This window comes from Phenylobacterium sp. SCN 70-31, from assembly GCF_001724605.1.
Lineage (GTDB): Bacteria > Pseudomonadota > Alphaproteobacteria > Caulobacterales > Caulobacteraceae > Phenylobacterium.
This window is the reverse complement of record NZ_MEEX01000013.1, coordinates 112,054-126,429: the sequence shown is the minus strand read 5'-3', so window position 1 is coordinate 126,429 and position 14,376 is coordinate 112,054. Positions and strand designations below refer to the sequence as shown.

General features: G+C 69.4%; 13 protein-coding genes. 8 read left to right on the top strand and 5 right to left on the bottom strand.

All coding sequences use genetic code 11. The annotated features are described in order from the left end of the window. Position 1 precedes the first annotated feature (1 nt). From ABS78_RS11885 to ABS78_RS11865, 5 genes are all read left to right on the top strand, one after another. Positions 2–2,665 carry a ribonuclease E/G gene (locus ABS78_RS11885; protein WP_293379029.1) on the top strand — a complete coding sequence of 888 codons (2,664 nt, stop codon included), beginning with the start codon at positions 2–4 and terminating at the stop codon, positions 2,663–2,665. Positions 2,666–2,863: 198 nt separating this feature from the next. After that, the gene (locus ABS78_RS11880; RefSeq protein WP_293379026.1) at positions 2,864–4,255 is read left to right on the top strand and encodes a M48 family metalloprotease; all 1,392 of its coding nucleotides are present in this window, start codon (positions 2,864–2,866) and stop codon (positions 4,253–4,255) included. Between the two features lie 37 nt (positions 4,256–4,292). Next, positions 4,293–5,030 carry a DsbA family protein gene (locus ABS78_RS11875; RefSeq protein ID WP_293379023.1) on the top strand — a complete coding sequence of 246 codons (738 nt, stop codon included), beginning with the start codon at positions 4,293–4,295 and terminating at the stop codon, positions 5,028–5,030. A 106-nt stretch (positions 5,031–5,136) separates the two neighbouring features. After that, positions 5,137–6,627 (top strand): FAD-dependent oxidoreductase, encoded by a 1,491-nt coding sequence (locus ABS78_RS11870; protein ID WP_293379020.1) that lies wholly within the window; start codon positions 5,137–5,139, stop codon positions 6,625–6,627. Positions 6,628–6,729: 102 nt separating this feature from the next. Continuing rightward, a complete protein-coding gene (locus ABS78_RS11865; RefSeq protein WP_293379017.1) occupies positions 6,730–8,133 on the top strand; it encodes an aldehyde dehydrogenase family protein in 1,404 nt (467 codons plus the stop codon). Between the two features lie 24 nt (positions 8,134–8,157). On the opposite strand, the gene ABS78_RS11860 is transcribed toward ABS78_RS11865, so the two are convergent. From ABS78_RS11860 to thiS, 3 genes are read right to left on the bottom strand one after another with little or no spacing between them, the layout of a single operon-like run. Beyond that, the gene (locus ABS78_RS11860) at positions 8,158–8,523 is read right to left on the bottom strand and encodes a DUF2200 domain-containing protein (RefSeq protein WP_293379014.1); all 366 of its coding nucleotides are present in this window, start codon (positions 8,521–8,523) and stop codon (positions 8,158–8,160) included. A gap of 26 nt (positions 8,524–8,549) precedes the next feature. Continuing rightward, positions 8,550–9,341, bottom strand: a complete 792-nt coding sequence (locus ABS78_RS11855; RefSeq protein WP_293379011.1) for a thiazole synthase — start codon at positions 9,339–9,341, stop codon at positions 8,550–8,552. Position 9,342: 1 nt separating this feature from the next. Continuing rightward, positions 9,343–9,543 (bottom strand): sulfur carrier protein ThiS, encoded by a 201-nt coding sequence (gene thiS / locus ABS78_RS11850; protein WP_293379007.1) that lies wholly within the window; start codon positions 9,541–9,543, stop codon positions 9,343–9,345. Between the two features lie 268 nt (positions 9,544–9,811). Between thiS and aroQ the strand changes: the two genes are divergently transcribed. From aroQ to accC, 3 genes are read left to right on the top strand one after another with little or no spacing between them, the layout of a single operon-like run. Continuing rightward, positions 9,812–10,249 carry a type II 3-dehydroquinate dehydratase gene (aroQ, locus tag ABS78_RS11845; protein ID WP_293379004.1) on the top strand — a complete coding sequence of 146 codons (438 nt, stop codon included), beginning with the start codon at positions 9,812–9,814 and terminating at the stop codon, positions 10,247–10,249. 30 nt (positions 10,250–10,279) lie between these two features. After that, a complete protein-coding gene (accB, locus tag ABS78_RS11840) occupies positions 10,280–10,765 on the top strand; it encodes an acetyl-CoA carboxylase biotin carboxyl carrier protein (protein ID WP_293379001.1) in 486 nt (161 codons plus the stop codon). Positions 10,766–10,769: 4 nt separating this feature from the next. Further along, entirely contained in the window at positions 10,770–12,113 is a 1,344-nt protein-coding gene (gene accC, locus ABS78_RS11835) for an acetyl-CoA carboxylase biotin carboxylase subunit (protein WP_293378998.1), read from the top strand. A gap of 225 nt (positions 12,114–12,338) precedes the next feature. Here accC and ABS78_RS11830 read toward each other — a convergent pair whose 3' ends face one another. Together ABS78_RS11830 and ABS78_RS11825 are read right to left on the bottom strand one after the other, a co-directional pair. Then, positions 12,339–13,697, bottom strand: coding sequence for an ATP-binding protein (locus ABS78_RS11830; protein WP_293378995.1), 1,359 nt, complete (start codon positions 13,695–13,697; stop codon positions 12,339–12,341). Then, positions 13,694–14,368 (bottom strand): response regulator transcription factor, encoded by a 675-nt coding sequence (locus ABS78_RS11825; RefSeq protein ID WP_293378992.1) that lies wholly within the window; start codon positions 14,366–14,368, stop codon positions 13,694–13,696. Before ABS78_RS11825 ends, ABS78_RS11830 begins: the two co-directional genes overlap by 4 nt. Between the last annotated feature and the right edge of the window lie 8 nt (positions 14,369–14,376).

Here is a 14,376-nt window from a genome sequence, read left to right as displayed (position 1 = left end):
TATGCCCAAGACGATGTTGATCGACGCAGCCCACGCGGAAGAGACGCGTGTGGTGGTCGTCGACGGGAACCGCGTTGAAGAGTTCGATTTCGAGAGCCAGAACAGGAAGCAGCTTCGGGGGAACATCTATCTCGCCAAGGTGACGCGCGTCGAGCCGTCGCTCCAGGCGGCCTTCGTCGAGTATGGCGGCAACCGCCACGGCTTCCTGGCCTTCAACGAGATCCATCCCGACTACTACCAGATCCCCCACGCCGACCGCGAAGCCCTGCTGCGCGAAGAGGCCGAGGAGCACGAGGACGACCGTCCCGAGCCGCGGACCCGCAACCCCGAGGACGAGGACGAAGTCGACCTGGGCGGGGCCGACGACGAAGACGACGTGATGGAAGAGGAGCTGGCGCGCCGCCGTCGCCGGCTGATGCGCCGCTACAAGATCCAGGAAGTGATCCGCCGCCGGCAGATCATGCTCGTCCAGGTCGTGAAGGAAGAGCGTGGCAACAAGGGCGCGGCGCTCACGACCTACCTCTCGCTGGCCGGCCGCTACGGCGTGCTCATGCCGAACACGGCGCGCGGGGGCGGCATCAGCCGCAAGATCACGACGGCGACCGACCGCAAGCGGCTGAAGAGCGTCGTCGCCAGCCTGGACGTGCCGGCCGGCATGGGCCTGATCGTGCGCACGGCCGGAGCCAAGCGGACCAAGGCCGAGATCAAGCGCGACTACGACTACCTGCTGCGTCTGTGGGAGAATATCCGCGAGACGACGCTGCACTCGATCGCGCCTGCGCTCATCTACGAGGAGGAAGACCTCGTGAAGCGCACGATCCGCGACCTCTACGACAAGGATATCGACGAGGTCTGGGTCGAGGGCGAGGCGGGCTACAAGGAAGCCCGCGAGTTCATGCGGATGCTGATGCCGTCGCAGGCCAAGAAGGTGATGGCCTACCGCGAGCCGACGCCGCTGTTCGTGAAGCACCGGGTGGAAGACCACCTCAGCCAGATCTATTCGCCGGTCGTACCCCTGCGCTCGGGCGGCTATCTGGTGATCAACCAGACCGAGGCCCTGGTGGCGGTCGACGTGAACTCGGGCCGCGCCACGCGTGAGCGGAACATCGAGGCCACGGCGCTCAAGACCAACCTGGAGGCCGCGGAGGAAGCCGCCCGCCAGCTTCGGCTGCGCGACCTGGCCGGCCTGATCGTCATCGACTTCATCGACATGGACGAGTCGAAGAACAACCGAGCGGTCGAGAAGAAGCTGAAGGACTGCCTCAAGGACGACCGCGCGCGGGTCCAGATGGGCAAGATCAGCCCCTTCGGCCTGATGGAGATCAGCCGTCAGCGCCGCCGCACCGGCGTGCTGGAGGGCACCACCCACGTCTGCGAGCATTGCGGCGGCACGGGGCGCGTGCGCTCGGTGGAGTCGAGCGCGCTGGCGGCGCTGCGGGCGCTGGAGATCGAGGCGCTGAAGGGCGGCGGCGAAGCCACCCTGCGCGTGCCGCGCGCGGTGGGCCTCTACATCCTGAACGAGAAGCGCGGGCACCTGGCCCGTCTGCACCAGTCGTTCGGCCTCTTCGCGACGGTGGTCATCGAGGACGAGATGGCCCACGCCGAGCACGCCATCGAGCGGACGGCGATGGAGACGCGGCCCGACCACGCGCCGCCGCCGGTGCCCGCGCCGGTCCAGGCCTACGAGCCGCCGGCGGAGGATGAGGACGACTTCGACGACGAGGCCTTCGAGGACGAAGAAGAGGACGTCGAGGATGAAGACGCCCTCGAGCGCGAGGACTCCGACGACGACGAGGCCCATGCCCGCAATCCGCGCGAGGACCGGCGGCGGGACGACGACGAGGGACGGCGCGGCCGTCGGCGCCGTCGCCGCGGCCGGCGGGACGACGAACGCCCCGAACGCAGCGAAAGCGGCGAGCGAAGCGAACGCGAGGCGCGCGCGCCGCGGGCCGAAAGCGACGAGGACCGCGACAGCCGTCGTCGTCGTCGGGGCCGCCGCGGTGGCCGCCGCACGCGCGACGACGGGCGCCCGCAGGACATGTTCTCGTGGGTCCGGCCGTGGGTGCCCTACGGCGACGATCCCTTCGTCTGGCACGACCCGGCGGAAGACCTGAAGCCGGCCGTCGACGCCTCGTCCGAGACGGCGTCCGCCCCCGAACCCGCGGCCCCCACGTCGAAGGCCGCCGCGTCGCAAGCCGCGACGGCCGAGGCGGCGCCCGTCACGGCGGCGACCGAGGACGACATCTGGGTCGAACTGCCGGCCGCCGACGAGAAGCCCAAGCGCAGCCGCCGCACCCGCGGTCGCGGTCGCGGTCGCGCCGAGGCGGACGACGCGCCGGAAGCCACGGCCGAAGCCGCCCTCGTCCCGCCGCCCGAGCCGGAACCCGAGCCGGTAGCGGTCGAGCCCGCGCCCGAGCCGGTCGCCGTCGAAGCCGAGCCTGCGCCCGCCAAGCCGAAGCGCACCCGCGCCCGCAAGGCGGCGGCTCCGGCCCCCGAAGCGACCCCCGAAACGGTCGCCGAGCCGGTCGTCGAGGCGGCGCCGGCTCCCGAGCCGACACCGGACCCGGTCGCGGCGGAAGCGCCGGCGGCCCCGGCCGAGCGCGACCCGAACGAGATCAGCGGGCCGGCCCCGGCCCCGCGCCGCGGCTGGTGGCGCCGCGGCTGATCCACGGACCGGGGCCCGCGCACGGCGGGCCCCGACTCCGGTCTACCCGCGTCCGGCCTTCGGGTTTTTGGCCTTCGGGCTTTTGGCCGCCGGCGAGACAGGTTTCCGCCCGGGGTTCCGCCCGGGGTTCCACTGGGGCGTTTTGCGCTCTAGCATCGTCGATCATGGGGGCGATTTCGGACGTAACGAGTGTCGAGCATGATCTCCCCCTTCCGGTCGGCCTCCCGCCTCGCGCTCGCGGCCCTCGCCGTGGCCAGCGTGGCGTTCGCCGCCCCGGCGGCCTCGGCCCAGACGCTGATCCGTGACACCGAGATCGAAGAGACGCTGGCGAAATATTCCGAGCCGATCCTCAGCGCCGCCGGCATCAACCCCGACAACGTCGAGATCCTGCTCATCGGCTCGAAGGAGCTGAACGCCTTCGCCGGCCCGCGGGTGATGGGCTTCAACACCGGCCTGATCCTCCAGGCGAAGGACCCCAACGAACTGCAGGGCGTGATCGCCCACGAGGTGGGCCACCTGGCCGCCGGCCACAGCGCGCGGCGCGGCGAGATGAGTTCGGCGGGGATGAAGCCGTTCCTGCTGACCATGGGCCTGGGTGTCCTGGCGGCCATCGCCGGCTCGCCCGAGGCGGCCGCGGGCCTGGCGGGCAGCGCCAGCTACTTCGGCACCCTGGGCGCCCTGGGCTACAGCCGCGAACAGGAAGGCCGCGCCGACCAGGCCGGCGCCATGCTGCTGGACAAGGCCGGGCTCTCGGGCCGCGGCCTGGCCGAATTCTTCGACAACTTCCGCTACCAGGAGGTCTTCGACGAGGCGCGGCGGTTCGCCTATTTCCGCAGCCACCCGATCTCGTCCGACCGGATCGAATCCCTGCGCCGCAAGGTCCAGGTCCAGCCGAACTACGACAAGAAGGACAGCCCCGAACTGCTGGCCGAGCACGCCATCATGAAGGCCAAGCTGGACGGCTTCCTCAATCCGCAGATCGCGATCACCAAGTACGACGAGAAAGCCACCGACTATCCGTCGCGCTATGCACGCGCCATCGCGTACTACCAGCTCAAGGAGCCGGATCGCGCGATCCGGCTGATCGACGACCTGATCGAGGAGCAGCCCGAAAATCCCTACCTCTGGGAGCTGAAGGGCCAGATCCTGTTCGAGTTCGGCCGAACCGCCGAGGCCGAGGAGCCGCAGCGGCGCTCGGTGCAGCTCAAGCCCGAGGCTCCGCTGCTCCGGGTCAACCTGGGCCAGACCCTGATCGCGCTCAACAGCAAGGCGAAGATCGAGGAAGGCGTCGGAGAACTGAAGCGCGCCCTCACCCAGGAAGAGGACAACGCGGTCGCCTGGCGCCTGCTGGCCGAGGCGCACGACAAGCTGGGCGAGGACGGCCTGGCCCGCCTCGCGACGGCGGAATACAACTTCTACATCGGCGACAAGCGCCAGGCCCGGGTGTTCGCCATGCGCGCCCGCGAGATGTTGAACAGGGGCACCCCCGAATGGCGGCGCGCCACCGACATCGTCCTGGTCGCCGAACCCACCCGCGACGACCTGCGCGACCTGGCTCGCGAGGGGTCGGTGAACAGCACGCGGCGTTGAGCCGGCCGCAAACTCCCATTATCTGCACGCGATGAGAATGATCCCGACCCTTGCGGCGGCCCTGGCCGCCAGCCTCGCCCTCTCCGGCTGCCAGAAGGCCAGCGACGACGCGTTCGGCGAGAAGGTCCGCGCCTATCTCCTCGAACACCCCGAGGTCATCGAGGAGGCGATCGTGAAGCTGCGCCAGGGCCAGATTCTGGAGCAGGCCAAGGCGTCGGCCTCCACGGTCGAGAAGCATCGTCAGGCGCTCGAGCGCGACGGCCGCGACCTCGTGCTCAACCCGACCGGCGCGATCACGGTGGTGGAGTTCTTCGACTATCGCTGCGGCTACTGCAAGGTGGTGGCCCCCGATGTGCTCAAGCTGGCGCAGGACAACCCCGACGTCCGGATCGTCCTGAAGGAATTCCCGATCTTCGGCGAAGTGTCGGACAGCGCCGCCCACCTGGCGCTGACGCCCCAGGTCAAGGCCAAGGGCGCCGAACTTCACAAGGCCTGGATGGCCGACCGGGGGCTGGACGAGGCGGCGCTGGACCGCCACCTGGCCGAGGCGGGGCTGGACCCCAAGGCGGTGCGCAAGGCCGCGGCCGACCCGGCCATCGAAGAACACATCCGCGACACCCGCCTGCTGGCCGGCGCCCTGGGCCTCCAGGGCACCCCGGCCTTCGTGGTGGGCGACTACGTGATCCCGGGCGCCGACATGGACGCCGTCCGCGCCGCCCTGGCCCGCACGCGCGCCGCGGCGATGAAGCCGCCGCCGGGCGCGCCGGCCAGGTAGAGATCATACGCGCCGCCGCGCATCCGGACTTCACCGCCTCCCGCCCCAACGTAAACTCCGGGCTCTGCTAGACTCGTTCTCGCCTCGAGCAACGGAGCGGAGCGGCATGACGGAACGGGTGGTTGTGGTCGGCGCGGGGATGGCCGGCCTTTGGAGCGCCATGGCGCTGGCCGCGCCCGGACGCGAGGTGGTGGTGCTGGACCGCGATCCGCCGCCGCCCGAGGGCGGAGCCGACGCCGCGTTCGAGAGCTGGCAGCGGCGCGGCGTGGGACACCTGCGGCACAGCCACGCCTTCCTGGCCCGTCTGCGCACCATCGTGCGCGACCGGCACCCGGCGCTTCTGGACGCCCTGTTGGCTGCGGGCTGTCGCGAACTGGGCTTCGAGGGGTCGCTGACGGCCAAGCACAAGGAGCGCTACGTCCCCGCCCCCATCGACCGCGACCTGGCCATCCTGACCAGCCGCCGCACCACCCTGGAACTGGAGATGCGACGCTACGCCGAACAACTGCCCGGCGTGGAGATCCGGCCCGAGACGTTCGTGAAGACGCTGGTCGTGGAATCGGGTTCGCCACCGCGCGTCACCGGCGTGCGCCTGGAGGACGACAGCCTGCTGACGGCCGATCTGGTGGTGGACGCCGCCGGCCGGACCTCGCAGGCGTTCGAGCAGCTCGCCGAAGCGGGCGTCAACGTCCCCGAGACGTCCGAGGCGTGCGGCGTGATCTACTTCACCCGCCACTACCGCCTGAATCCGGGCTGCGAGGAGCCGCCACGCGGTCGCGCGGGATCGACCGGGGACCTGGGCTATCTCAAGTTCGGCGTCTTCCCCGGCGACAACGGGTGTTTCTCGATCACCCTGTGCGCGCCCGAGGTCGAGGAGGAGATGCGCAAGGCCATCGTCGATCCCGAGGTGTTCGACGCCATGTGCCGCGAGCTGCCCGGCGTGGCGCCCTGGATCGATCCCGAGCGGGCGACGCCCACCAGCCGGGTGTTCGGCATGGGCCAGCTCGAAAGCCGCTGGCGCGAGATGGCGCCCGAGGGCCGGCCGGCGGTGACGGGCTACTTCCCCGTCGGCGACTGCGTGGTGCGGACCAACCCCCTCTACGGACGCGGATGCTCGTTCGCCGCGGTCAGCGCCCACCTGCTGCGCGACGTCCTGGACGCCGAACGCGATCCCGGCCGGCGCCTCGTGGCCTACCGCGCCGGCCTGGAACGGGAATTGCGCCCCTACTACGAGGTGATGAAGCAGTCCGACCGGGGCGCCATCCGCCGCGCGCGCGCGGCCCTGCTGCCCGGCTCGAAGCCCAGCCTTCGCGGGCGCGTCATGAAGAGCTTCCTGGAGGACGGCCTGGCCGTGGCGATCCGCGAGGACGTCGACCTGCTGCGCGAATTCCTGCGGGGCTTCCACATGCTGGAGCATCCCCAGGCCTGGCTTCGGCGACCCCGCAACGTGGCCAGGATCCTTCGCACCTGGGTGCGGGGAAAGACGCGGAACGCCGACCTGTATCCCGCCAGGGGCGGCCCCGACAGGAGCGAGATGCTTCAGAAGGTCGGCGTCTCAGTGACCGCCGACGCCGACCGGCTACGCGCCGCCGCGTGATCCGACACCCGTCCCTTCCAAAGCCGCACGAAGGGAAGCCGGCTTGACCGCCCCGGCGTAAAGGGGATTGCCTCCTCTCCAAGAGATCCCGGGAGGACACCCATGTCGGACTACAGGCTTCTGATCGGCGGCGAACTCGTGGCGGGCGACGCCACGCTGGATGTGGTGAACCCCGCGACCGAGGAGGTGTTCGCCACCTGCGCACGGGCCTCGCAGGCCCACCTCGACCAGGCCGTGGCGGCGGCGCAGGCGGCCTTCCCGGCCTGGAGCGCCACTCCGATCGACGAACGCCGCGCGGTGCTGGTGAAGATCGCCGACGCGATCCAGGCCAACCTTCAGGACCTGGCCCGCCTGCTGACCCAGGAACAGGGCAAGCCGCTGGCCGACGCCACCGGCGAGATCTTCGGCGCCTCGGCCTTCTTCCGCTATTTCGCCAGCCTGAGCCTGGATGCGAAGGTGGTCCAGGACGACGCGGCCGGCCGGGTCGAGGTGCGCCGCCGGCCCCTGGGCGTGGTGGGCTGCATCGTGCCCTGGAACTTCCCGATGATCCTGATGGCCTTCAAGGTCCCGGCGGCGCTCCTGGCCGGGAACACGGTGATCCTGAAGCCCGCCCCCACCACGCCGCTGACGGCGCTCAAGCTGGGCGAGATCATCAAGGACATCGTCCCGCCCGGCGTCGTGAACATCCTCGCCGACGCCAACGACCTCGGCGGCGAGATGACCAGGCATCCCGGCATCCGCAAGATCAGCTTCACCGGCTCGACCGAGACCGGCAAGAAGGTGATGGCCGGCGCCGCCGACGCCCTGAAGCGGGTCTCGCTGGAGCTGGGCGGCAACGACGCCCTGATCGTGCTGGACGACGTCGACCCCAAGGAGACGGCGCCCAAGGTCCTGGGCGCGGCCATGCAGAACGCCGGACAGGTCTGCATCGCGGCCAAGCGCATTTACGTCCACGAGAGCCAGTACGACGCCATGTGTGACGAGCTGGCCCGGCTGGCCGGCGAGATGGTGGTGGGCGACGGCCTGGAACAGGGCGTCCAGATGGGACCGCTCCAGAACAAGGCCCAGTTCGAGAAGGTCATGGGCTTCATCCAGACCGCGAAGAAGGACGGCAAGGTCATCGCCGGCGGCGGACGCAAGGGCGACAAGGGCTACTTCATCCAGCCCACCATCGTGCGCGACATCGAGGACGGCGCGCAGCTCGTGGACGAGGAGCAGTTCGGCCCGGTGATGCCGGTGATCAAATATTCCGACGCCCGCGAAGCGGTGCGCCGGGCCAACGCCTCGATCTACGGCCTGGGCGGCTCGATCTGGGCCAAGGACACCGAGAAGGCCTGGAGCCTGGCCGAACAGATGGAGTCGGGGTCGGTGTGGGTGAACAAGCACGCCGACCTCCAGCCCCACCTCCCCTTCGGCGGCGCCAAGTTCTCCGGCGTCGGCTCCGAGCTGGGCGAAGAGGGCCTGAAGGAGTTCACCCAGGTCCAGGTGCTGAACATGGCGCGATGAGGCCTGGCCAGGCGGCGGCGCGTCCTAAGCCGCCGCCTGCGCTCGCAGGATCTTCGCCATCGCCTTGCCCCTGGCCAGTTCGTCGATGAGTTTGTCGAGGTAGCGAATTTCCCGCATCAGCGGCTCGGCGACCTCTTCGACGCGCACGCCGCAGACCACGCCCCGGATCTCGGCGCGCGCCGGGTTAAGGTTCGGCGCCTCACTGAAGAACGTCTCGAAGTCCGTCTCGGCGGCCAGATGGCGATCGAACTCTCCCTGGCTGAGGCCGGTCAGCCAGAGAATGATCTGGTCCACCTCGGCCTTCGTGCGCCCCTTCCGCTCCGCCTTGGCGACGTAGTGGCGGTACACGCTGGCGAAGCTGGTGGAGTAGATGCGGTGTTTCGTCGTCATGATCCCCTCCGCACGGCTCACCGATCTCAGATCAGCCCGTTCAACGGCGACGACGGATCGGCGTACATCCGCTTGCCCATGCGGCCGGCGAGATACGCCTCGCGGCCGGCGATGACGGCGTGCTTCATGGCCCGCGCCATGCGGATCGGATCCTTCGCCTCGGCGATGGCGGTGTTCATGAGCACCGCCTCGCAGCCCAGCTCCATGGCGACCACGGCGTCCGACGCCGTGCCCACGCCGGCGTCCACCAGCACCGGCACCTTCGTCTGCTCGATGATGAGGCCCAGGTTCAGCAGGTTCTGGATCCCCCGGCCCGAACCTATGGGCGCCGCCGCCGGCATGATGGCCGCCGCGCCGGCGTCCTCCAGCTTCTTCGCATAGACCGGATCGTCCGAGCAGTAGACCATCACCTGGAAGCCCTCGGCGATCAGCATCTTCAGCGCCCGGAGCGTCTCCTCCATGTCGGGGAGCAGGTGCGGCGTGTTGGACAGCACCTCCAGCTTCACCAGGTCCCAGCCCCCCGCCTCGCGCGCCAGGCGCAGGGTGCGGACCGCGTCCTCGCCGGTGAAGCAGCCCGCGGTGTTGGGCAGGAACGTGAAGCGGTCGGGCTTCACATGGTCGACCAGCATGGGCTGGCTGGGGTCCGAGAGGTTCACGCGCCGCAGGGCCACGGTGACGATCTCGGCGCCCGCCGCCTCAGCCGCCGCGGCGTTCTGGGCGTAGTCCTTGTACTTGCCGGTGCCGACGATCAGGCGCGAGCGGAAAGTGCGGCCCGCGACGGTCCAGGTTTCGTCTGTGGGTTGGGTCGCGCCGTCCAAGTCAGCCGCCTCCGATGAAATGCACGATCTCGATCCGGTCGCCGTCGGCGAGCGCAGTCTTCGCATAGGCCGAACGCGGGACGATCTCCAGGTTGCGTTCGACGGCCACCTTGCGCGGGTCGAGTTCCAGCGCCGCCACCAGCGCCGCCACGTCGGCGACGCCCGGGAAGGCGCGGGTCTCTCCGTTCAGCGTCAACTGCATGCGATGCTTGTGGCCCTCCCCCATGGCGAACACAAGGCGTCGAATGCCGAGTGTCCGCAAAGCGGCGCCTTCGTGTTTGAAAAACCCCGGACCATCACCGAGCATCACGGACGGCTTTGGGCCTCGAATGTCCGTGATGGCCGGTGATGGTCCGGGGTTCCATGACAGAGCTTCAGCTCGCACGGAGGCTCGGGGATCGGCTATGCCCGTCCTTGTGAGCGCCGCCGTTGATGGCTAAAAGTCCGCCGGAATCGAGCGGCGGAGCCGAATGCCGAAACCGATCTATGTCTTGAGCGGTCCCAACCTCAACCTGCTGGGGACGCGCGAGCCCGAGATTTACGGACATCAGACCCTGGACGACGTGCGCGGCCTGTGCGAGGCGCGGGCGCAGTCGCTGGGCTTCGAGGTCGTGTTCCGCCAGTCCAACCACGAGGGCGACCTCGTCGACTGGATCCAGGAAGCCCGTGAGGCGGCCTGCGCCGTGGTCCTGAACCCGGCGGCCTACGGGCATACGTCGATCGCGCTGCTCGACGCGCTGAAGATGCTCTCGATCCCGATCGTGGAGTGCCACCTGTCGAACCCCGCCGCCCGCGAGGCGTTCCGCCGGAAGACCTATGTGTCGCTGGCCGCGACGGGCGTCGTCTCGGGTTTCGGCGCCGCGAGCTATGAACTGGCCGTCGAGGCCGCCGCGGGCCTGGCCCGTTAGACCAAGACCGAAAGACAAGGGCCGACACCCATGCCGACCTCTTCGAAGGCGCCCGCCGATCCGTTCGACACCCGCCTCGTGCGCAAGCTGGCCGACATCCTCACCGAGACCGGACTTTCCGAGATCGAGGTGGAACAGGGCGACCTGAAGATCCGGGTGGCCAAGACCCTGACCGCGGCTCCTGTCCAGCAGGTCGTCGCCGCCCCCGTGGCCGCGGCGCCGGCCGCGCCCGCCACGCCGTCGGCGGCGCCGGCCGCCGAGGCCGCGCCCGCGGTCGCCGCGGGCGACGCCGTGAAGTCGCCGATGGTGGGCACCGTCTACCTCCAGCCCAATCCCGGCTCGCCGGCCTTCGTGAAGGTGGGCGACACGGTCGAAGCCGGCCAGACGATGTTCATCGTCGAGGCGATGAAGACCATGAACCCGATCCCGGCCCCTCGCGGCGGCAAGATCGTGCAGATCCTGGTCGAGGACGCCCAGCCCGTGGAGTTCGGTGAACCCCTGGCCATCATCGAGTAGCCGGATGTTCGACAAGATTCTGATCGCCAACCGGGGCGAGATCGCGCTGCGCGTCCACCGGGCGTGCAAGGAGATGGGCATCTCCACCGTCGCCGTGCATTCCGAGGCCGACTCGTCCGCCATGTGGGTACGTCTCGCCGACGAGAGCGTCTGCATCGGCCCGCCGCCGGCGGCCAAGAGCTATCTGCACATCCCGGCCATCATCGCGGCGTGCGAGATCACGGGCGCCCAGGCGGTGCATCCCGGCTACGGCTTCCTGTCGGAGAACGCGCGCTTCGCCGAGATCGTGAACGCCCACGGCTTCACCTTCATCGGACCCAAGCCCGAGCACATCCGCATGATGGGCGACAAGATCACCGCCAAGCAGGCGGTGAAGGCCGCCGGCATTCCGGTCGTGCCCGGCTCGGACGGTGCGGTGACGACCGAGGAAGAGGCCATCGCGGCGGCCAAGGACATCGGCTTTCCTGTCCTCATCAAGGCGGCGGCCGGCGGCGGCGGCCGCGGCATGAAGGTGGCCAGGACCGAGGCCGACCTCGTCGAGGCCGTCCAGACCGCCCGTTCCGAAGCCAAGGCGGCGTTCGGCGACGACGCGGTCTACATGGAGCGCTACCTCCAGACCCCGCGGCACATCGAACTCCAGGTGGTCGCCGACAGTCACGGCAACGTGGTCCACCTGGGCGAGCGCGACTGCTCGCTGCAACGCCGCCACCAGAAGGTGCTGGAAGAAGCCCCCTCGCCCGCCATCGACGCCGCCGCCCGCGCGAAGATCGGCAAGGTGGTGGTCGATGCGGTCCGGGCCATCGGCTACCTGGGCGTCGGGACCATCGAATTCCTGTACGAGAACGGCGAGTTCTTCTTCATCGAGATGAACACCCGCCTCCAGGTGGAGCACCCGGTCACCGAGGCCATCACCGGCATCGACCTGGTTCGCGAGCAGATCCGCATCGCCGCGGGCCTGCCGCTGTCGTTCAAACAATCGGACGTCGTCTTCGAAGGCCACGCCATCGAGTGCCGGGTGAACGCCGAGAACCCGAGAACCTTCACCCCCTCGCCCGGCCTGGTGACCGACTACCACGCCCCCGGCGGCCTGGGCGTGCGGATGGATAGCGCCCTCTACGCCGGCTATTCGATCCCGCCTTACTACGACAGCCTCGTGGGCAAGCTGATCGTCCACGGCCGCGACCGCGAGGAGTGCATCGCGCGCCTCAACCGCTGCCTGGGCGAGATCGTGGTGGGCGGCATCGACACCAACATCCCGCTCTTCCAGGACCTGTTGCAGCAGCCGGACATCCTGACGGGCGACTACGACATCCACTGGCTCGAACGCTGGATGGCGAGCCAAGCTTAGGCTCGAACCCACCCGAAGAAGAACACGAACGGCCGGAGCTTGTCTCCCGAGTCTCCGCGCGAGCGGAGGCCCCGTTATGGAAAACCACGGAAAACACCGAAGGACACGGAATCGCAGCTTCGCCTTCCGTGTTTTCCGTGGTTCCTCGAATCCAGAGAGCCGCCGCGTCGCGGCCTTTCAGGATCAGGCGTCGGCGATCCCGGCTTGCGTTCGTGGTTCGCACGCTCAGGCGCGGAAGGTCAGGACGACGCGGAGGCCCGGCCCGGCGTCCTCCAGTCGCACCTCGGCGCCCTGATGCCGGGCGGCGGCGCGGACCAGACTCAGGCCCAGGCCGAACCCCGGCGCACTCTGCCCACCGCGGTAGAACCGTTCGAACACCCGGTCGCGGTCCGCCGCCGGCACGCCCGGCCCGTCGTCGGACACCGTCACCTGGACGCGCTGATCCCGGGTCCGCGCGGCTGTCAGTGTCACCTTTCCGCCCGCCGGCGCGAACTTGACGGCGTTGTCCAGCAGGTTCGAAACCATCTGGAAGATGAGATCGCGATCGCCCGGCGCCGTCAGGTCCGGCGCAATGTCGAGTTCGACCGCCTGGCCCCTCTCCTCGGCCGCCGGCTGGTGCAATTCCACGGCGTCCCTGAGCAGGGGGCTCAGGGCGACCGGCGTCATGTCGCCCTGCGGTCCGCTCTGGAGCCGGGCGATCCGCAGCAGGGCCTCGAACATCGACTGGAGCCTGGTGGCTTCGTCCAGGGCCGCGGCCGAACGCGCCTCGACCTCGGCGCGGTCGTCGGTGGACGCCGCCAGCTCCTCCAGTTCGGCGCGCAGGCGGGTGAGAGGCGTGCGCAGTTCGTGGGCGATGTTGTCCGACACCCGGCTGATCGACGAGACCAGTTCCTCGATCCGGCCCAGCATCTCGTTCAGGGTGGCCGAGAGCTGGTCGAAGTCATCGCCGCTGCCGTGGAGAGGAATACGGCCCGAGAGGTCGCCGCCGATCACCGCCCGCGCGGTCCGATTGATGCTCTCCAGTCGCTTTGAGACGGCCCAGGTCATCACGAGCCCGCCGATGAGCCCCAGCGCCAGGCTCATGCCCGACCCCCAGAACAGCGCCTCCTCGATCAGGTCCTCGCGTTCGTCGAGATCCTCGGTGTCCAGGCCCACCAGCAGCCGATAGCCGCCCGAGAGCATGACGTCCCGCACCACGGCCTCGTGCTCCTCTTCGGAACCGCTGGCGTAGGTGTCGAACTCGTAGCGCAGCCACTCGTCGCCCCGGTTGACCGGCCAATTGGCGAGATTGACCGCCACGACGGCCCCGTTCGGCGCGATCAGCACGTGGTACGGCATGCGCAGCGACGGGGCGTTCGCCCGCTTGTCCAGCGCCAGGATGAGGGCGTCGCGCCCCTTCGTCTCGAAGATCCGGATCAGCTCGTCGCTCTCGTCCTGGATACGCGCTTCGACGACCTGGAGCGGCCGCCAGACGCCCGCCACATATCCTACGCCCAGCATCACCCCGATCGATCCGCAGAACAGCGCGATGTAGATCAGCGTCAGCCGGAGCGTCAGGTGACGGAGAGGATTTCGCAGGCTCATGCGCGCAGCGTGTAGCCCATGCCCCGCACCGTCTGGAGCAAGGGCGGGTCGAAATCCTTGTCGATCTTCTGGCGCAACCGGCTGACGTGCTGGTCGATGATGTTGGTCTGGGGATCGAAATTGTAGTCCCAGACCGCCTCCAGCAGCATGCTGCGGCTGACCACGCGCCCGGCGTTGCGGAGCAGATACTCCAGCAGCAGGAACTCGCGCGTGGTCAGGTCGATGGACTGCCCCTGCCGCGTGACCGTGCGCGACAGCAGATTCATCTCCAGGTCGGCGAGGCGAAGCTCGACAGCCTCCTCCTGGACCACGCCCTTGCGGCGGCTCAGAGCCTCGACGCGGGCCAGAAGCTCGGAGACGGCGAAGGGCTTGGCCAGATAGTCGTCGCCGCCGGCGCGCAGGCCCTTCACCCGGTTGTCCACGTCGCCCAGGGCCGAGAGGATCAGCACCGGCGTGCTGTCTCCCGAGGCCCGCATGGTCTGGAGGATCTTCAGGCCGTCCACATTGGGCAGCATGCGGTCGAGAACCACGACGTCGTAGGTCTCGGCAGCCACCTGGAACAACGCCTGGCGGCCGTCGGCGACGTGATCGACCAGCCAGCCCTCGCCTTTCAGCCCCTTGACGACGTGGCTCGCCACCCGTTCGTCGTCCTCGACCACCAGCACGTGCATGCCCGACT